The organism is Bacteroides sp. AM37-9, from assembly GCF_003603455.1.
Lineage (GTDB): Bacteria > Bacteroidota > Bacteroidia > Bacteroidales > Bacteroidaceae > Bacteroides > Bacteroides xylanisolvens.
This window is the reverse complement of the sequence record NZ_QTNF01000041.1, coordinates 1-19,834: the sequence shown is the minus strand read 5'-3', so window position 1 is coordinate 19,834 and position 19,834 is coordinate 1. Positions and strand designations below refer to the sequence as shown.

The window sequence follows — 19,834 nt, the reverse complement described above, 5'->3', positions numbered from 1 at the left end:
ATATCATTTTTTTTGAATAATCCCAGCAAATCCTCCGCCTTGTGCCATTTTAACGACAAGTTTTCGGTTCGATGGTATATTTATTATTTCTTTAATGTAATTCTCAGGATTCACGTCAGCATCTTTTGCATCACAAACCCACTCCATCTGATAATCTCCAGCAGGAAGAAAAGAAAAATCTAAAGTTATAATGCGGGATTGTTTATTATTCACCCCTCCTATAAACCACTTATTCCCTTTTTGCCGAGCCATCACAATATATTGTCCGATCATTCCATGCATAGGTATTGTCTCATCCCAAGTTGTCGGTATTCGAGAAATAAAATCCACAGATTCTTTATTGGCATAATAATTGGTAGGACTGTCACACAACGAACCAATAGGGCTAAAGGTGGTAATAAACAAAGCAATCTGTTGACAACGGGTACCCTCACTAGCTTTAGGAGCCCAACCAAGTTTCCCAATCGGCAGATTTTTCATGGCTCCCGGAGTATAGTCAGATGCTCCGGCTATCTGACGAATAAAGGGAAAAATTACATTATAATCAATCATATCATAGGCTCCTACTATTCCAGTTGAAACATACTCCAGCCCTTTTATCGCTTCATAACTCATGATATTTGGAAAAGTCCGATTTAAACCGACAGGTTTCGGGCATCCATGGTAAATTAACAATAGCTTGTACTTAGCGGTAATTTCCGCCGCTTTAAACAACAGGTCCATCATACGCTGATTATCGTATTCCCAAAAATCTATTTTAAATCCCTTAATACCCATATGTGCATAATAACGGCATATCTCTTCCATGTTATCAGCAGTAAAGTTGGCAGAACCACCCCATAAGATAAGTCCAACTCCTCTCTCTTCTCCATATTTCACCAATTCATTCAAGCGTAACTCCGGTCGTGGTTTAGTCATAGAGGCACCATTACCTTCATATATAGCCCAACCAGAATCCATGACATAATAGGACAGTTTTTGAGATGCTGCAAAATCGATAAACCTCTTGTACATATCAATCGTTTTACCGCTTTCACCCTGACCTTCCCAGTTATTCCAATAATCCCAGGTAGCCAATCCTGGCTTAATCCAGGCTGTGTCCGCAATGCGGGATGGGCTAGCCAACCGATAAACCATGTCATTACTCAGTAACTCAATATCATTATCAGCAATACACAGAATTCTCCATGGAAATGTACGCACTCCATCGCATTTGGCAATGTAATCCGCATAGTTTTCCATTTTATAAAAAGAATCATTCCAACTTCGTGGTGCCATTTTTTCCGGATAACTAGCATATGTTCCACTTAATACATTGGAATAATCTTCCGTTCTTGTTAAAAACATCCCTGGATAACTGATTACATCAGACTCTGCTATACATAGCTTTTTCCCTTCATTTCCAACAATCAGTGTCGGCGTCATTATCAACTGATTCTCCGCAATTCCACTTAAACTTGTCTCTGTATACATTTCTTCAAAGCTGGAATTGAATCTATCATTCCCATCTGCCCCTCCACGAGGGGCATAAGCAAGATGAGAACGATAATCTCTATCAAATCTAAAATCAGCTTGTTCATTTATGATCTTATAAGTTCCTTCATACTTGGAAATAAAGCGGTAAGCCATCCCTTCATCATACGCACGAAATTCCAGTTCAAATTCTTTACCACAATTCAAGATTAAACCATTATAGCGGTCAACAACTTCCTTACGTTGATAGAAAGGGCTCTCTATTATATTATTGTTGCTGACTTTTTTCACTTTAGCTATTTTGGCCTCCTTCCCCCAAATTTGTCCATTATCCAATTGCATACTTATAGGTGAGGGCAACAACATCAACAAACCATCATGCTTTACAGAATAAGTAATTTGCTTATCTGTTGAAATTGTAACAAGTAATCTACCATCAGGAGATTTCACTTGATAATTATGGGCAGCCAACAAAACTGCACCATATATTATCAAGCTAAACAAAACAAATATTTTTTTTGTCATTTCTTCTACTTTTATTTGCCCCATAAACGGAATTCCGCCAAATTTAACGAACCATCTCTTCCACTTCCCGGATATCTGATCTCTCCCATTCTCATACTTCTCGGACAGGCAAACCTTAAATAAGAGAAAGAAGCAGACGCCGTGAAAACACTAGATTTATAATCCGTACTTGCAGTTGTTGGCAAAGCGTCAGTTTCACTATTCAGAGTAGCAATCAATGTCCAATTGCTCAAATTATCATCACCAATATTACTGCCATACAAGTAAATAGTTACCGGATCTTCGTGATAATCTCCACTACGTGTAGTATAGCCTATTGAGAAATCAGAAATAGGAGCGGGTAATTTGACATCAAAATAATAACCAATCTCAGAGGATACATATTTAGAATACCAAGCGTGCCAGAAAGTGTCCCTATTATTGTCAACTAAACATTCCAATCTTCCCTCATGATTCTGTTCTGAATGAGGACTAGAGAGTTGTTCCGGATTTAATGTTATTTTAGCATTATTTCCAAAGGGATTGGTAACAATTAAATAATAGGGATTTTCCAACACAAATCCTTCTTCTGTACAACTGACAAATTTTATCGGTACAAAATAGTTTGTTCCTGATATCAATCCATCGGATGTGATATTTAGAACCAAATCTTTCATAGATTTACTGTCTCCTTGCTCAAACTCAAAAGTTTTTATACTAAAAGCTACATTTTGAATAGGCATCAACACACATTTAAAAGCCGGATTATTCTGATTATATTCATCTAGCAAAACCGTGGCATCAGAAGCATAATCAACCTCACACGAAAAATTCCATTGATTGTTAGAAACATTTACGATTTCCGCACCCACATTTACTGATAAAGATGAACTATTGCCAAAATTTACTTTTTTACTTGTATTCGAAAATTTAACAGTCGGAGTATTGACAGCTACAATCTTTAAAAACAAGATGTTCTTATCTGAATTGACAGAATCAGATGCACTGACTAGCTTCAATGGCAACACCCATAAATTAGAGGGGTTTCCTTCTTCCAGCAGTTCTTTGATAATAGAAGGTGTCAATGATACATTACAATACTTATGTAACTCTTCAGACGTAAATAATAACTCTGAATTCTCCAAGGAATATGTTTTCTTAGGAAGTACTTTATAATTTACGGCTTCGGGAATGCTATATTTCTCATCCAATTCTTTTTGTGACATCACTTCAATATGAGCATTCGCCTCCAAAGTAGGATTGCTTCCCGCCTTACAAACAATAAATGAATAATTATATGTAGGAGTTGAACTCAATTGTGATAATTCAAGCTCAACAGAACCACTATCTTTGATATATAAGATTTTATGATACTCTTCTGGAAACAAATCCTGATAATCAGATTCATTATTATCACAAGAAAACAGCGCCATCAGACATCCGCCCAATAACAAAAAAAGATATTTTTTCTTCATAATCGTATAATTTACAGTTTGTTGAAATGAAATTAATATCCCGGTGCCTGAATCATTTGCGGGTTACTATATACCTCATCTGCATAAACAGGAAGAATATACATACGATTATCCCACATAAATGGCTGATTTATCCTGGTCCGTACATTAAACTCATCAAAAGAAGGATCATATTTCGCCAAAACATTCAATCCTTCTCTTGCACCAGCTTTCAATCTCTCTGGAGCAATCATCCAACGGCGTACATCATAATGACGATGTCCCTCCCCCCATAATTCTACAAATCGTTCATTACGAATCCAGTCCATTAAAGGCATTACATCCAAATCACTTTCTTTCAACTCAAACACCCCCGCCCTACGACGTATCGTATTTATATCAGCCAGCGCTTCCTTTGTCATGTCCAGTGCCGCATAACATTCCGCACGATTCAAATATAATTCGGCTAAACGAAATAATGGTATCGGATAATTTACATTATTGCCTTCACCACTACTCTCTGAAGTAAAATTCAAGTCAGGTTCAACAAACTTTTTACTTAAAAAGCCAGTGGGCGAATAGTTTCGGTTCACTTGTGGGCTGCGTCCTTGTTTACTAGAGCTCTTCATGTTGAGTTGTAAGGATCTTCCATTTACTAACTGTTGCGTGTATTCTCCTCCATCAAAGGCCATCCATGCATAAAAACGTGGTTCACGACCTACACATAGATTAATAATATCAGATCTTCCGCTTACTCCTGCAGATTTTAACCAATCACTTTTATCCACAAACTTTTCATCATTTTCCGGCAATTTCCCATTTTTAGTACAAAAATGTTCGATCGTATATAAAGTCGGTGCCATTTGACTATATCCAGATACCCATGAACCATTTCGTTCAATAATATTCAAGGGTAAAGGTGACCAAAATCCTATCGCAACATATGGTACAATCCCCCATAAATACTCAAAATTGCCTTCATCAGGAGTTGATTGTAATACGAGACTCATTAATTTGACATGCGCCACAAAATCCTCATCTGAATTCTCTGGTATATATGGATCTTTAAGGTTCGCCACTCTTGAGGGCATATTATCTACAAGCAATAATTTATTACCACCATTATCTTCAGCCCATTTTAAAGCATAATCACAAGCTTCCAAAGCCTTTCTCCATTTTTCCGGTTCATACGAGTTACTCACTAACTCCTTCCCATATCCAGGAGTTTCATAGTTTTTATTTTTCCAGTCTTTATATGGAAAACTGCCATTCCATAAATCAGAAGCAGCATAAAGCAGCAAGCGAGCTTTCAAAGCATAGCAAATGGAAGAAGTCGCTCTTCCCCATTCTGATGTCGTACGGTAAGCAGGAAGATCCGTTGCCGCTTCATCGCACTTTTTACAAATAAAATCTACAACATAATCAAAATGCGAACGTCCTGGAATCTCAGAAACCGGAGTAGCCATTGACATAAAATGGTCAATTATAGGAATAGGACCATAGTCCACCAATAGACGGAAATGATAATAGGCTATCAGAAAATTCACCTCTGCCCTATATTGTGTTTTCATTGCCTCGTCTACTCCCAGGGGGTTAGATTTCTCCAATTGTTGTAAAAACAAGTGACATTGTCCAATAGCATTATATGCGTTATCCCAACACCCATAATCTTTTGCAGATGAACTCAATTGATTATAACTGAGCCTCTGTAAGCCACTATTCAATTCAATAGAATTAGTTGTTTCATCTACAGAAGGATTGTCCATAGTAATTGTATTCTCAACGCCGTTATAACAAGAATATAAAAAGTTACGTACAGCATTTGCATCTTTCATAGTATCATCCAAATTCGCCTGTTCAGGTGGAATTACTTCCAGATAATTACAAGCAGACAACAAGCTCATTGATAAAAAGACTTGTAGGAAATATTTTAAAATAGCTATTCTCTTCATATTATTTGTTTTACAATATTAGAATTTCAATTGAACTCCCACATTAAAAGTACGGGACAAAGGATAGGAATCATAGCCCAACTCCGGATCCCATAACTTAAACGGACTCCATACGGCCAAATTATCGCCACTTAAGTAGATACGACAGTGAGGAAAAGTATATCCCAATTCCAGTGTCTTGAAACGAATAAAATTTCCATTACGCATCCAATATGAACTAGCTTTCATATTATTTTCAATCTGACTGTTTTGGATTCCCAGTCTCGGATAAGCCGCATTCGGATTTGGGTTTCTTTCAGACCAATAATCTTTAGCGATGAAAGACATTAAGTTGCGTTCACCATATGACATATCCGAAAAGAATGGAGAAATACCATTTATCATTATAGTACGTTGGGCAGAACCATTAAAAAACACTCCGAAATCAAACTTTTTATAAGTAATGTTCACTCCCAAACCATATTGGATCCGGGGAATATTTCCATAATCAGACAATACCACCATATCGTCTTCAGTTATGAGTCCATCACCATTCACATCACGATATTTTATATCACCCGGCATAACCGTACTGCCCAAACTCTGTGTCGGGCTTACATTAATTTCCTCCTGGCTGGCGAATAAACCTTCTGCAATATATCCCTTCGTCGTACTTAACGGTCTTCCAGTATCCGACTTCCATACATAAGGATAGTTTGGCTCATCTTTATATATATATTTGTTTTTATTATAAGTAAGATTACCACGCATATCAATTATAAATTCCTTAAAAAGTTCCTTACGCCAATTGATACTAAATTCACACCCCATATTATCAACCGCACCTATATTACTCCAAGGAACAGCATTCTGATACCCCATAATTACCGGCCATGAAGCACGTCTCATTAGGATATTATACCTTTTATCATAAAAATAATCAAAGGTCAGATTCACTTGATTGAACAGTTCCAGATCTACACCAATATCCAGTTTCTTCACTCGTTCCCATCCTGCATTCGTCACTGCGTACGAGTTGATCACAGGCCCTTTATAATCTCCTCCAATATTACCGAGATAACCAGTATGGTATCCCCCGCTACCTGTCAAATTGACTTCATCCAAATACAAAAAGTGCGCAGCAGCAGGATTTGCCTGGAGGCCAGTTTCATCACTACCTACTAATCCATACGAACCGCGAATCTTAAAATAGTTGACATATTTTTCAATTGGTTTCCAAAAATCCTCACCACTGGCAACCCATCCTAATGACATAGCCGGAAAAAACTCAAAACGATCATTCTTCCCCAAACGCTCCGTGCCATTATAGCCAAAATTCACCTCCACCAAATATTTGTGTTTATAATCATAGGTAAAACGACCGGAAAAGCCTTGATTACGATTGGGTATAGTTCCATTACGATATTCACGCTGCATATACATCAACATCCCCGACACTGAATGCTTCTGTCCAAAAGTACGTGAATAATCAATTCTAGCATCCAGATAAAACGTATTGTCATTTGCTTTTTGAATTTCGCCTTCCTGAATATATTCCTGTCCACTATTACCTATACGCTCCAACTGCAGATTATCTTCTGTTGAACTCATCTTTGCTAAATAGTAAAACGGCTCCATTGTACGCGTGTAGTCGGAAGCTGCATAACTTTTAAAATTTATCAATGCTTTAACAGAGAGTCCCTCGGTTACAAATCCCAAATCCTGCTCGATATTCAAGGTTGTATTTAAGGTACTATAATTTTCTTCCTTGAACGACTCCATCATCTTCGCATATGGGTTAAGATACGTCCTTTCTCCCTGTGTAAGCCAAGCATTGCCGAAACGAATATGCGTATCACCTTCCTGACTTGGATAAGTAGCCGGAAATGTTATGGGATTGGCATAATAAGCATATTTAAATAAGTCTGAAACGGAATATCCAGGCCCTTTGTGTTGCCCAATCTGAGCATTCATCCTTAGCCCTACTTTAGTGGTAGAAGTCAGTTTGTAAGCAATATTATTCTGAAATATATAATCCCATCGATTGATATTATTATCAAAAGAATAAGTTTTGGGTATGTCCAACATACCTGTATCGTGATTAGCTTGCAAACTCAAATAATATGTTACACGCGATCCACCGCCGGAAACATTGACATTCGCCCTTTGATTCATTGTCATATCTTTAAACATCACATCACGCCAATTTACATCCGGTGCCAAATAAGGAGAAGTATGTGAACGTGTTAAATCAATTACATCTTTGGAGTATTTTGGGCTAGCACCAGGAGTACGCGTCAATAAAGCCTCATTATAAATCTCCATCCAAGTAGCTCCATCGACATAATCCACCATCTTTGTTGGTTGCATAAATGAATTTTCAAATGAAACATTAATTGTAGCCTTGGAGTTTTCCGCACCGTTCTTAGTAGTGACAAGCATGACACCATTAGCTCCGCGTGCTCCATAAATAGCAGTGGCTGAAGCATCTTTCAATATCGAAAAACTTTCAATAGATTCCGAAGGTATACGGTTTAAATCACCGGAAGATATTTCCACCCCATCCATCAAGATAAGAGGAGTAGCACGTCCTCCGAAAGTACTGACACCACGAATATAAAATTCAGAAGCAGCCCCCGGTTCTCCGGTTTTAGTGACGGCAACCACCCCTGCGAGTTTTCCTGCAAAGTTATTCGTTAAAGTTGATGAAGGACTACGTAGTCCTTCCCCCTTCACTGAAGTTATGGAACCCGTTACAGATATTTTCTTTTGTGTTCCGGCTCCAACAACGACCACTTCACTTAACATTTCATTATCGGATGCCATCTTCACATTCAAAACACCTAAATCACCTACCATTAATGTTTGTTTCTTATAGCCTATATAAGAAAACTCTAATTCTGTATTATTTGAAACTTCTATCGAAAACTTACCTTCCAAATCTGTTATTGTGCCTACGCCCGGTGTTCCTTTAACAGAGATACTGACCCCTACCAAAAGATCGTCAGTTGAAGCATCCATAACTGTACCTATCAATTTACGTTTCTGTTGTTTTTTACTCTGTGGATACTGTTGGCCTTCATTCTTCTTTAAAGAGATTTGACGATCTTTTATCTCATACCGGACATCCATCCCTTTAAATAATTGATCCAAAACGAACGTAATAGGTTTATCTTTCACAGATAAACTTACATTTCGTTTTATGTCAATCGTATTATTATAGTAAAAGAATATAAATTGGCTATTCTTCTCTATATAGTTTAGCACCTCTTTTACGGGCTTATTCCACATTTCAAATGTAAAAGTTTTCTCCTGATTATATGTTTCTATATTTGCTGAGTAAGATTGCAAAAAAAGAAAGCAAAAACTAAAAAGAAATAATATGCGAGATATTTTCGTCCTCGCAGAAAAGTCTGTATTGTTATTTTTCATATATTAGCAACGAATTAAAAAATTAAACAATCTTGAACATTGTTTCGATTTTATTATAGCTGAATGATTGTGCACTATCATTCAGCTATTTTTTACGGGTCTTTATTTCTCATAAAAAACAGGTGTAATAATAAGGTTAATAATTAAGTTTATTTATCATACGCTCCTTTCTCACATATATTTTATCATCAAATTTTTCATAATAAATGGGAGCGGAAAATGATATAGTATGTAAGACGTCTTCCAATTTTTCTTTTAAGTCCAATTTACCAGAAACCAACATTTCTTTAACTTCCAGTTCCAGAATAAATTCTCTGCCATAATACAAATTTAGCTTTTTAAATACCCTGTCCAATGGTTCGTCCGTATACATCAGCATATTTTTCACCCAACATACATAGGGTTCTATATCTACATTTTTAGGAGTATTCAGTTGCCCAGTGTGGATATTGACTAATTGTCCCGGAGCAAGCTTCACTTGTTCTTTCTCATAATTCTTAACATTCACACTTCCTTTAACTAATACCACAGATGACATTCCTTCCGACGGATATGCCGACACATTAAACACTGTACCCAATACTTGTACCTGAAAATCTTTGGTCTTAACTATAAAAGGAGCACTCTCATTACGAAAGACGTCGAGATAGACTTCTCCTTCAACATAAATCTCACGGCGATTCTTCTCAAAATGACTGGGATAAACGACACGTGTCCCTGAATTTGCCCACAAATGTGTCCCGTCAGCCAAAGTCAATCGGGTTCTCTTTCCTTTTGGTATTATCAATTGATTGAATTCTCTTTCTTTCTCCAGTGTTTTCCTCTGATCAATCGTATCAGAATTGACCACCACAGTTCCATTATGTGAATAAATGATATTTACATCTGTATCTTTTACTACTACATCTGTCTTACCTGGTATCAGTAATAGAATATCCTTGTTGGTAGCTTCTTCGACTTGTGCATATTTTGCAAAGTCTGCAATCGAATCATCATCTGCATAAAAAGGAATAAATTGTTTGCCTAACCAGAATATGCAGAAGAAGATTACTGCAGCCGATAAAGCCGTGGTGACATACAGGATATGGCGTCGTGAGTTCTTTCTTTTCTCTATGAATACTTGTTCTTCTACATGTCTCCACAAGTCGTCCAGTTCTTCAGGAGTGACATGTCTCTCCTGCTCTCTGGCGTGCTCGATCAATTTTCGTGCAACATGGTGGTGTACTTTAAACTTTCTTTTCTCCATTTTTCATCGTCTTTATCTTTAAAACGACAATAATGTAAATGTCTACTCACTTTTTCCGAAAAAAAATAGAGAATTTATAAAAAAAGAGCAATATAGTCAGGAAAAGAATAAAATAATAAATAGTAAATACTCATCTAAAGTCATTTTTGACCGTAAACTGGTTAATGCACGAGAAACCAAATTCATGGAAGACTGGGGATTTATGTTCAAGACAGCTGCCATTTCTTTATAGGACAATCCTTTGACATAACGAAGATAGATTGCCACCCGCTGGTTCTCAGGCAGACTTTTGTAAGCGTCTATCAATTTTTTGCTTAATTGAAGTTCTTCATCATTACCTTTAAAAAGGGATTCTAAAGCAGTATCTTCTATTTTCAGTTCAAAGAAATGTTCATTCAAATCTTCCGTCAGTCTCAATGATGACAATTTATCAGATATAACATTTTTCAAAGAAGTTAAAAGATAAGAACGTACATACTCCGTCGATGACAATCGCTTACTAGTACAAAGTTTCACAAAAAGATCCTGAATGCAATCCTTTACAAATTCCTCGTCTGAAGTATATTTAAGGCCAAAGTTAAGTAATAATTCGTAATGTTTCTTATACAAGAAAGACAAAGCTTTCATATCACCTTTCAATACAAGATTCCATAAAGCCGCATCTTTCACATTTTGATATGAGGTATATTGCATCTGAAAAATAAGAGATATAGTATTAGCAAATTAATTATTCACTGCAAATATAATTAAAAAGTATATTTACATCATTAATCTGCCTCTATATTTCTACTGAAAGACAAAAAGGCCCTATATTATCATACGAAATACCTACAGCCTACCACTTTCACCTTCTTCCCGAAACCTCCGTCCAGAGCAGGAAAGCGGGTGAAAGCGACCATGCAAAAGCCATTCTATCACGCTTTCACCACTTTCACCGACACACTTCAAATCGACGCTTACTCAAAGTTTCCATTTACCGCCGGAGCACATCACGAGACACCCCGTAATAACCCGCTGCAGCCACATAAATCGGCTGCATTCGTTTGCCGATATTTCGCAATTTACCTTCTTCCAGCAATCGCCGGAGATGACGATTCGCCGTAGGCCGTGTCATGCAGCATACTTCCTGAAAATCATAACGAAGCATTACGTCATGATCGGCGAAATATTCCTTCAGCCGCATATCTATCTCCACTGCCGACAAAGATTCCGAATGGCGCGCATACTTACTCCGGCTGGCTTTGACACCTACTAATTCACCCCGCAGGCGGGCATCCGGACGGAAACCGATTGTTTTCAGTTCCATCTTCGACCATTTGTTTTTAGTACTGCGGGTCACCTTTTGCGTGCTCCTCAAAATAGGGGCAAAATAGCCTAGCCCCTCGATATGTACCTCGCGTCCTTCACGTAGTTCTTCACCACAAATTTGGGCAAGCATCTCGAACGCATTTTTTACATCACCTACAGAAAGCGAACTGCGTCCGTGAATCATCCGGCACAGTTTATCCGTTCCCACCTTACCATTCAAAAAAATGCGGGGATGCAAACCTTTCTCTTCCGAATCATCGGACTCACCGGGATTCTCATACCAATCGTAAAGTATAGCCATTAGTCGTTAACGTTTTGATAGTGAATATATTTCATGTAAAAACTTTAAGTTTATTATCAAACCACTACCGTGGTTCATTTAAATCACACTCGTTATCCAATTAAATCACTCTTGTCATTTAATTGGACCACGAAAGTGAATCAACAATAACTCTTCGTCAAAGATACGATAAAAAATAGAGAAAAGGACGATAAGAAGCCGCCTTCTTCAGTCAAGTAGAAATTTATATTTTTTCCGGAGAAATACTTGCAAACCGATATCATCCTATAGTACATTCGCAGTATCAGCGCTGAACAATAAACCGATTTTAATCACTTAAAAATAGAAAAAATAATGAATGCAATAACATTGATATGGAGACAGGTATTGAAGGAACTAAAATTGTTTCAAATGAAGGAAAACAAAGAAGATGCAGTTGAGAAAACAGAAAAAGAGCTACAGAAAACGCTAAAATGTCATGAAGATAAATATACCATTCCCCTGCCGGACACTGTACCGCCTACTGGAAAAGAGAAAGAGACAGAACGAAAACAACCGGTCCGATTAACCCAAGAGGTACGTACATTCCTGCAAAAACAGTATGATTTTCGTTACAACCTATTGACGGAAGAAACGGAATATCGTCCTGCCAACAAGCGTGCCGTTCCTTTCGAACCTGTAAGTAAGCGGGAACTGAACACTTTCTGCATGGAAGCACACGACCAGGGCATATCCTGCTGGGATAAAGACTTGAGCCGTTACATTTATTCCACTTGTATTCCTGAATACCATCCTTTCCGGCTTTACATGGAGGAACTGCCCGGCTGGGATGGGACAGACAGACTGGAAGCTTTGGCGCAGCGTGTCTCTGACAATCAGCTCTGGATAAAAAGCTTCCATACCTGGATGCTGGGACTCACCGCCCAATGGTTAGGCATGACGGGAATACATGCCAACAGCGTAGCCCCCATACTTGTCAGCAGCGAGCAGGGACGACAAAAATCCACATTTTGCAAGGCACTGATGCCGCCGGCACTGTCACGTTATTACATGGACAACCTGAAACTGTCTGCACAAGGAAAACCCGAAAGGTTACTTGCCGAAATGGGACTTCTGAACATGGATGAATTTGACAAATACGGAACGCAGCAAATGCCATTATTGAAGAATCTGATGCAAATGGCAAACCTGAATATCTGCAAAGCTTATCAAAAGAATTTCCGCAACTTGCCGCGCATCGCTTCTTTCATCGGTACAAGCAACCGTTTTGACTTGCTCACCGATCCCACCGGTAGCCGGCGATTCATCTGCATTGAAGCAGAACATCTGATCGATTGCGAAGGTATCATGCACGATCAGATCTATGCCCAACTGAAAGCTGAACTACTCTCCGGCATCCGCTATTGGTTCACAAAAGAAGAGGAACGGGAACTGCAACGCCACAATGCTGCTTTTTATCATCCGTGTCCGGCAGAGGAAGTCTTTCATGCCTGCTTCCGGATTGCTAAAGATAATGAAGAGGGAAGCGAACGGCTCTCGGCTTCGGACATATTCAGGAGACTGAAGATGTATAACCCCGCTGCCATGCGTGGAAGTAATCCGGCTACGTTCGCGCAAGTTTTGCTTGCGGCAGGGGTCACCCGCAAACATACCAAATATGGGAATGTATATTTGGTGAAACCGATGAAAGCGGCATAAAGCTCCAAACAGAGGGAGGGTTCACCCGTAAAAAACTGGTAAAGAAGTGTTTACAAAGGAGTGAAAGAGGTGAAAAGAGAAAGAGGATATTAAGAGGAAAATAAGCTATAAACAGTAAGATTTTGAATAGAAAATCAGGAATAACTTGGTTATCTATTCAAAATCTTACTGTTTATAGCCTAGGATCATCTGCTTGAAGTCAGTAGTATATGCTACTTTGTTTCCGGATATTTATCCTACTATCCATTTACTGCCCGGTATAAACGAAATGATCTTAGTTGTTACAAAACAACAGATAAACGTAACCACTGCGATACATGGTATAGCGACAACAGTGGGAAGCGCCAATGTATCTTTGAACACAGTCACCCACAGTCCGAGCCAGAATATGTGCATAAGATACATGCCATAGCTAAGTTTCGATGTTTCCGTCACCAACTTGGGAGCTTGCGGACGTTTGATACATGTAAACATAAGGAATGTACCCGTTGTGAGAAGCACACAGTTAATGGTACAGAAAGCCCATCCTATTTCTATTACAGGTGTGGAATGGAGTTCGCCGGGTATAGCCTGCACATAGAATGAATAAATAGTCCATACAGCACCGATCACCATTAAAATGGTTCCTATAATGAAACGTTTGGAACGGTTCCAGGTAAGGTGTACACGAATGTAATGCGCTAGAACAAGATAGCCCAGATAACCGGAGAAGTACCACAACATGTGGTATTCATTCCAGAAACATTGTCCCCACACTTCACCGCACCAACGATTGAGATAAGGCATACAGGTTGACAACACGAACAGCCCTATAAAGAAACGTTCTTCTTTAGCCGTGGCTTTTCTCAACCATGGGGATATAATTGGGATAAACAAATAAAGGCTTATCAGAGGATACATAAACCACAAGTGTCCGGCTAGCGTCGGGAAATTCAGGAATATCCGCGACAAGTCCTTCATAGATGTTTCTCCGTCTATCTGTCCCCACAACATAGGTAGAGTGCTGTACAGTAGCATGAATATGAAAAACGGTGGAAGGATGCGAAGACAACGCTGGCGATAGAATTGCCACATAGACTGCTCTTCCTTCATCGGTGCAAGCAGGAAGGCAGAGACTATCATGAACAGAGGTACTGCCATACGTGAAAAGCCATCGTATACTGATACCCATAGCCGGTCTGCTTCATTCGCTAGAAAAGACTGCGGACCTGCCATATCAGTAGATCCGGGAGCACCATAGAAATTCTCACTGGCATGAACAAGGATGACGAGAAAGCATGCAAACACACGGATGTAATCTAAAAAAACAATACGTTTCATTTATTCTAAGTTTTCTAGTTATTAATTTATTCTTTTGTGTTCGGGAACGCAGAGATTCTCAACCGTGCCGCACCCATAGGAATCAATGTTATTTCTTCTTTATCACCTTTCACCGCATCTTCTTCCGGCAATACGCCACACAGTCCTGTTTCGTCTATCTTCCATTCAGGAACCGGACGACCGATAGCTTTTACTTCTAAAGGTACACTGGTTACTGTGAAAGGATAGTTGTCAGCCGGCCAGGATTTACGGATGACCTTGAAATTTTTCAAAGGTTCTTTCTTATCCAATACCAACGAATAATTCCAGGGGCTATCCGGATAGATTTCAGTAGTAGGCCATTTTTTCGAATCAGCACCTTTCTGCCATTTTGAATCACCGATAGCAGTCTCGCGACTGTCTTTCTCTACATATTTCTCTGCAATCTTAAGAGACAAAGTCAAAGGTCCGTAATCTACGCTTACGCTGTTTTTATTAACCTGCCAGGTACGCATAGACAAAGACATCGGAAGAGTCAATTCCACACGATCACCATTCGCCCACTCGCGATTGATGCAAAGATATTTTCCCGCTACAGGAGCTGCACTTACCTTCTTGCCATTCACCCGCGCTTCCGCCTTTTGAGTCCATGAAGGAATACGAAGATAAAATGGGAAAGCAACCTTTTCACCGGTAGAAACAGTGAAGGCAATGTCTTCTTCAAAAGGATAATTTGTCTCTTCGTGAAGAGTGATTTCCTTGCCGTCACCCACCTTCACTGTAGCTTTGCAAGCTGCATAAATAGCTGTTGCTACTCCGTTGTCGGGAGTTGCCAGTACCAGATGTTCGGTGAAGTAAGGCCAGCCCTGTGCATGATTGTGTTGGCAGCAACGACTGCTGAAAGGATTCATCGAAAGGAACGGGCCACGATTGTCAATGCCCGGATGATGATTCTTCGAATCACTGACAGCATGGTTCGGACAAGTGATATAACGCAATGCCTTGAAGTCCGGCATCACGGCAGCCGGATAAGAGTTGAACGCTACTTCTTCACAGTGTTCCGCCCACATGGGATCTCCTGTCATACAAAGCATGATTTCATCGGAAGCCATTTGTTCTACCAAGCCGCAGGTTTCCACTCCCTGTCGGGGATCGATATATCCCAGACGAGCATTTTCATCTGCACCGAACATACCTCCGGGAACCTGTCCAAAAGTACGCCGTATCAGATGATGGACATTATAAGAGGCTTTCAGCATCGCTGAATCTCCGGTCTGCATATAATAAGTGGCAGGTTCACGGAAACATTGGGCGATATTTACATTGTGCCAGTTAGGTAAAGAGGTAGATTTTGTCCAGTCGGCTGTGTTACGGTGAATCTTCTCGGCTAATTCGAGTAGGAAAGCATCCCCAGTATGGTTGTAAAGCCAGTAGATACTGATGATGTTATCACCGCCACGGCTTTTCTCCCAATAATCTTCCAGAAGTTGGTCATCGGGAACAGTCATCTGCCACTTGAAGTAATTCGTCATCAGGTCAATGACACGCTGATCTTGAGAATACTCATAATAAGATTGCAGACACCAGAGCATAATCATCTGTGCCCAAAGTTCGCGTTTGCCGTTACGTTCATTGACCGGACCGAAATAGCCATCCGGCTGGCGACTGGCAAATACACCTTCAATCCAATATTTGGTTTCTTCAATCATCTTCGGGTCATTCAGGATATATGCTAGATTGCCATATCCTTTGAGCCAGTAAGGAACTTCCTCCCAACCGTGATCGCCACCGGTTGTCAACCAGGCATTATTATCCTTTTCCAGCCAAGCGCTGATTTCTCCCAAGTGTCCGGTCAGACCGTCGCGTTGCAACTCCAGATACTTCTTCACCCAGCCTTCAGGCTGAATACTACCTACCGGCAACTTTATAAAATTCAACGGTCGAAGCGGAACGCGATACCCGATATAATTGGTATTGACGGACTGTATGTCCGGTCGGTCCACTACCGTCACCGTACCACTAGAAGAAGCAGACGCACAAGCTGTAACCGCCACTCCAAGCACTATCGAAGCAAAAAGTCCTTTAGTTTTATTTTTCTTCATTTCGTCTATTCTATTCTCATTTAGATTATTTCAACTCTCATTGCACTGCTTCAAGACGCATATTGTCAAGGTCCAGCAGCACTTTCTTTCCTATTCTCCGATAAAAGCCATTGCCTATAACTCCATCAAAGAATATACCGGGAACTATTTGGCCAAGAGGATATGTCTTTACAGCTTCCGGACCAGGAGGCTGCATTAATTTATCATCAAATATTATTGCAGGATCTTTTAACGTTTTATATGTGATCGCCCGTGCCTGATGCAGCATAGCTACCCCGAATGTATTCTTTTTACTGGTAGAACCAATCAGCAGTTCTTTCTGATGTTTCTCGTAAAATGCAGAATCTACTGTAATATATTCATCAGAACCCGTATCCAGATGAGCCGTAAAATCAGTTCCATTAAGTTTTATACGCATATACAAATCGTATTTGTATGCATAAACATTGGGGGCTTTAGGAAGGTGAGCATTGGGCACAGAGACGGGGAAACACATTCTGTTATGTTCGTAATCAGTCTGTATCTTCCCTATCAATTTCATTACCGGCAGTCCAAGAAACACACAATCCGTAAACAATGTACGCACCGAATCTACAACAGTATGAGCCTTCTTCCTCTTCTTTCTTCTCTTAATTGATAAACCGGATACAAATGGAACACTCGCGGTGTCCGAGTAAATGAAGGCTGGAATATTGTAAAAAGTTATATTTCCAACTTCAATAGAATCAATGATACTCCGGACAGAAATCAAGTTCTCATTGATCGTTACTTTATTCTCGTCAATGCTGTCATATCTAAAGCCCATCCCATCCGCCAACTTTCTACTTAGGATACAGTAGGGTCCCACCCCTGTATCAAAGATAGTGTTCTGTGATATTCCATTATATTTTGCCTGGAAAACAGACTTATCACCTTCTTCTATATCAACAAAAGAAGACGTTTCGTTCCGTTTCATTTTTATAGGAGGCAGATTCACTGCATTTTCAGCATAGGATAAGAAATTCTCTGTAGCAGTTCGCCATTCCTCATATTCTTTTCCACCTATATTTGTCTTTGTAAGACTTTCATTCCAAATTCGTTTCATCTGCAGATAAGTATCCAATGCCTTATCCGTATCCCCTAGTTCTATGTACGCATCAAACAAATTAGAATAAAAAACAAGTGTTTTCTCCCCAAAAGTTGCATAATGGTGAGGTATAAACTGCTCTAAATAGTAAGCGACACTGTCTGTCTTGTTTAAAAACTGCGCCATTCGAAATTTATAGTATAACTCTAAATCAGAAGGGATTGTCGTTGTCTCTGATAGATTCTCGTACAATTCCTTTGATTCAAAATATCTTCCGCTAAACATTAACTTGTCCAGTTTCTGCAACTGTTCAACATTCTCCTGCCCGTACAATGTAAGTGGAATCAGCACAAAAATAAAACAGGTGATATAATATGTTTTCCAATATTTCATAATTTATTTCTATTTTCACCTTCCGCCAAAAGCAGTCTGATAACAGACTTATCAAGCTCCGCTACTCCCGCAACCGAGAGCAGGGAGCTCATTCATAAATCCATTATTTGTCTACAGAGAATTTGAAGATACATTGGCTTGTATACTTTTCGCCCGGACGAAGTACAGCCGACGGCCATTCCGGTTTGTTCGGAGTATCCGGATATTTCTGTGTTTCGAGACATACGGAAGCGCGTTGGTTGTAAGTAATGCCTTTCTTTCCGGTCAGCGAACCATCGAGGAAGTTACCTGCATATACTTGAATACCCGGTTCGTTAGTATATACGTCGAGTACGATACCAGTCTTCGGTGATTTCAAAGAAGCACATTTACGGGTTACGTCGCCTTTCGTGTTTAATACCCAGTTGTGATCGTAACCATTGCCATTTTTCAGCTGTACGAAATCATAGTCGTTGATACGTTCGCCTACCGGAGTCGGGGTGCGGAAATCCATCGGAGTTCCTTCTACCGGAACAATCTCGCCAGTCGTCATGAAAGTACTGTCCACCGGAGTATAATAGTCCGCATCCACCATCAACAAATGACCGGAGTTGTTGCCGGCATCACCTTCAAGGTTAAAATAAGAGTGGTTGGTCATATTTACAATCGTCGGTTTGTCTGTTTCCGCTTCGTATTGAATATCGATGGCATTATCGTCCGTCAGTTTCATCAATACTTTACAAGTGATGTTTCCCGGAAAACCTTCTTCACCGTCTTCTGCACGGTAAGTCAACTGCAATTCCTGCGGATTCAACAATTCTGCATCAAACACCCGGTATTGGAATCCTTGCGGTCCGCCGTGCAGACAATGACCGTAGTTATTGCGGGGAAGCTGATATTCTACCCCATCCAAGGTGAACTGTCCCTGATTGATACGATTGGCATAACGTCCGATAGTCGCACCGAAATCCGAAGGCTTGCTGATATAGTCCTGAATAGAATCGAAACCGAGAACAACATCACGCATCTGTCCGTCTTTATCGGGAACCATCACTGAAACAATACGTCCACCGAAGTTCGTTATACAAACTTCCATGTTGTTCTTGTTACGGAGAGTGAACAAATCAGTCTTCTTTCCATCTACTTCTGTCTGGAATTTACTCTGCAATAAACCGGAATCTGTAGCCTTTTCAGCTTTCGGAGTACAAGCTGCCATTAAAAGGGCGGCAACTGCCCATACACATAACTTTTTCATGATACAATTGTTTTTTTTAATATTAGTTTTCAGCTATTCATATTTAGATGCAGACGACGCGGATAACGCGTTTTTTCTAATTTTGCATCAGAAAAAGAGCCGCATCATCCGCGTTATCCGCGTTCAATTTACTATGTCAGCATATTACTGTATACTATTCAATAAATCTACCTTTCCTTCATTAACCAGCTTCAAAATCAACTCACCGAAAAGAGTATTCTGCCAGGCAAACCATGCACGAGTAAATTTCTTCGGATTATCCTTATGGAAAGATTCGTGCATAAAACCGGTACCGGCATCCGTGTCCATCAACATCTTGATACAGGTCTTGATTTCGGCATCATTCTGACTTGTGAAGGCTTTCATCATAATACTCATCGGCCACACCATATCGTAACCGATATGCGGTCCGCC

Annotated in this window: 13 protein-coding genes; 1 reads left to right on the top strand and 12 read right to left on the bottom strand. The window is 39.7% G+C overall.

Annotation, left to right across the window (positions count from 1 at the left end; translation table 11 throughout):
* Window positions 1-3: 3 nt before the first annotated feature.
* The 7 genes from DW862_RS22000 to DW862_RS21970 all read right to left on the bottom strand — a co-directional run bounded on the left by DW862_RS22000 (window position 4) and on the right by DW862_RS21970 (window position 11,649).
* Window positions 4-1,998 (bottom strand): glycoside hydrolase family 97 protein, encoded by a 1,995-nt coding sequence (locus tag DW862_RS22000; protein WP_165861960.1) that lies wholly within the window; start codon window positions 1,996-1,998, stop codon window positions 4-6.
* 11 nt (window positions 1,999-2,009) lie between these two features.
* The gene (locus tag DW862_RS21995; protein WP_120070419.1) at window positions 2,010-3,452 is read right to left on the bottom strand and encodes a BT_3987 domain-containing protein; all 1,443 of its coding nucleotides are present in this window, start codon (window positions 3,450-3,452) and stop codon (window positions 2,010-2,012) included.
* 32 nt (window positions 3,453-3,484) lie between these two features.
* Entirely contained in the window at window positions 3,485-5,383 is a 1,899-nt protein-coding gene (locus DW862_RS21990) for a RagB/SusD family nutrient uptake outer membrane protein (protein WP_120070416.1), read from the bottom strand.
* 18 nt (window positions 5,384-5,401) lie between these two features.
* The gene (locus DW862_RS21985) at window positions 5,402-8,794 is read right to left on the bottom strand and encodes a TonB-dependent receptor (protein ID WP_087323732.1); all 3,393 of its coding nucleotides are present in this window, start codon (window positions 8,792-8,794) and stop codon (window positions 5,402-5,404) included.
* Window positions 8,795-8,930: 136 nt separating this feature from the next.
* Complete coding sequence (locus DW862_RS21980; protein ID WP_087323734.1) at window positions 8,931-10,040, bottom strand: FecR family protein; 1,110 nt, start codon at window positions 10,038-10,040, stop codon at window positions 8,931-8,933.
* A gap of 96 nt (window positions 10,041-10,136) precedes the next feature.
* Window positions 10,137-10,709, bottom strand: a complete 573-nt coding sequence (locus DW862_RS21975; RefSeq protein WP_241149828.1) for an RNA polymerase sigma factor — start codon at window positions 10,707-10,709, stop codon at window positions 10,137-10,139.
* A 304-nt stretch (window positions 10,710-11,013) separates the two neighbouring features.
* Entirely contained in the window at window positions 11,014-11,649 is a 636-nt protein-coding gene (locus tag DW862_RS21970) for an HU family DNA-binding protein (protein ID WP_120070412.1), read from the bottom strand.
* Window positions 11,650-11,982: 333 nt separating this feature from the next.
* Here DW862_RS21970 and DW862_RS21965 point away from each other — a divergent pair, with 333 nt between their 5' ends.
* The gene (locus DW862_RS21965) at window positions 11,983-13,326 is read left to right on the top strand and encodes a VapE domain-containing protein (RefSeq protein WP_087322825.1); all 1,344 of its coding nucleotides are present in this window, start codon (window positions 11,983-11,985) and stop codon (window positions 13,324-13,326) included.
* 231 nt (window positions 13,327-13,557) lie between these two features.
* On the opposite strand, the gene DW862_RS21960 is transcribed toward DW862_RS21965, so the two are convergent.
* The 5 genes from DW862_RS21960 to DW862_RS21940 all read right to left on the bottom strand — a co-directional run.
* On the bottom strand, window positions 13,558-14,646 hold the full coding sequence (locus tag DW862_RS21960) for an acyltransferase (RefSeq protein WP_120070410.1): 1,089 nt from the start codon (window positions 14,644-14,646) through the stop codon (window positions 13,558-13,560).
* 26 nt (window positions 14,647-14,672) lie between these two features.
* A complete protein-coding gene (locus tag DW862_RS21955) occupies window positions 14,673-16,727 on the bottom strand; it encodes a beta-L-arabinofuranosidase domain-containing protein (RefSeq protein WP_120070408.1) in 2,055 nt (684 codons plus the stop codon).
* A gap of 37 nt (window positions 16,728-16,764) precedes the next feature.
* Window positions 16,765-18,186, bottom strand: a complete 1,422-nt coding sequence (locus DW862_RS21950; RefSeq protein ID WP_120070406.1) for a retropepsin-like aspartic protease — start codon at window positions 18,184-18,186, stop codon at window positions 16,765-16,767.
* A gap of 103 nt (window positions 18,187-18,289) precedes the next feature.
* A complete protein-coding gene (locus tag DW862_RS21945; protein ID WP_004305220.1) occupies window positions 18,290-19,420 on the bottom strand; it encodes an aldose epimerase family protein in 1,131 nt (376 codons plus the stop codon).
* A gap of 144 nt (window positions 19,421-19,564) precedes the next feature.
* Window positions 19,565-19,834, bottom strand: a 270-nt coding sequence (locus DW862_RS21940; RefSeq protein WP_120070404.1) for a glycoside hydrolase family 125 protein, incomplete at its 5' end; no start/stop codon positions are given.

Coding starts and splice junctions, on each gene's coding strand:
- DW862_RS22000 (WP_165861960.1), bottom strand. CDS start 1,998: ATGACAAAAAAAATATTTGTTTTGTTTAGCTTGATAATATATGGTGCA.
- DW862_RS21995 (WP_120070419.1), bottom strand. CDS start 3,452: ATGAAGAAAAAATATCTTTTTTTGTTATTGGGCGGATGTCTGATGGCG.
- DW862_RS21990 (WP_120070416.1), bottom strand. CDS start 5,383: ATGAAGAGAATAGCTATTTTAAAATATTTCCTACAAGTCTTTTTATCA.
- DW862_RS21985 (WP_087323732.1), bottom strand. CDS start 8,794: ATGAAAAATAACAATACAGACTTTTCTGCGAGGACGAAAATATCTCGC.
- DW862_RS21980 (WP_087323734.1), bottom strand. CDS start 10,040: ATGGAGAAAAGAAAGTTTAAAGTACACCACCATGTTGCACGAAAATTG.
- DW862_RS21970 (WP_120070412.1), bottom strand. CDS start 11,649: ATGGCTATACTTTACGATTGGTATGAGAATCCCGGTGAGTCCGATGAT.
- DW862_RS21965 (WP_087322825.1), top strand. CDS start 11,983: ATGAATGCAATAACATTGATATGGAGACAGGTATTGAAGGAACTAAAA.
- DW862_RS21960 (WP_120070410.1), bottom strand. CDS start 14,646: ATGAAACGTATTGTTTTTTTAGATTACATCCGTGTGTTTGCATGCTTT.
- DW862_RS21955 (WP_120070408.1), bottom strand. CDS start 16,727: ATGAAGAAAAATAAAACTAAAGGACTTTTTGCTTCGATAGTGCTTGGA.
- DW862_RS21950 (WP_120070406.1), bottom strand. CDS start 18,186: ATGAAATATTGGAAAACATATTATATCACCTGTTTTATTTTTGTGCTG.
- DW862_RS21945 (WP_004305220.1), bottom strand. CDS start 19,420: ATGAAAAAGTTATGTGTATGGGCAGTTGCCGCCCTTTTAATGGCAGCT.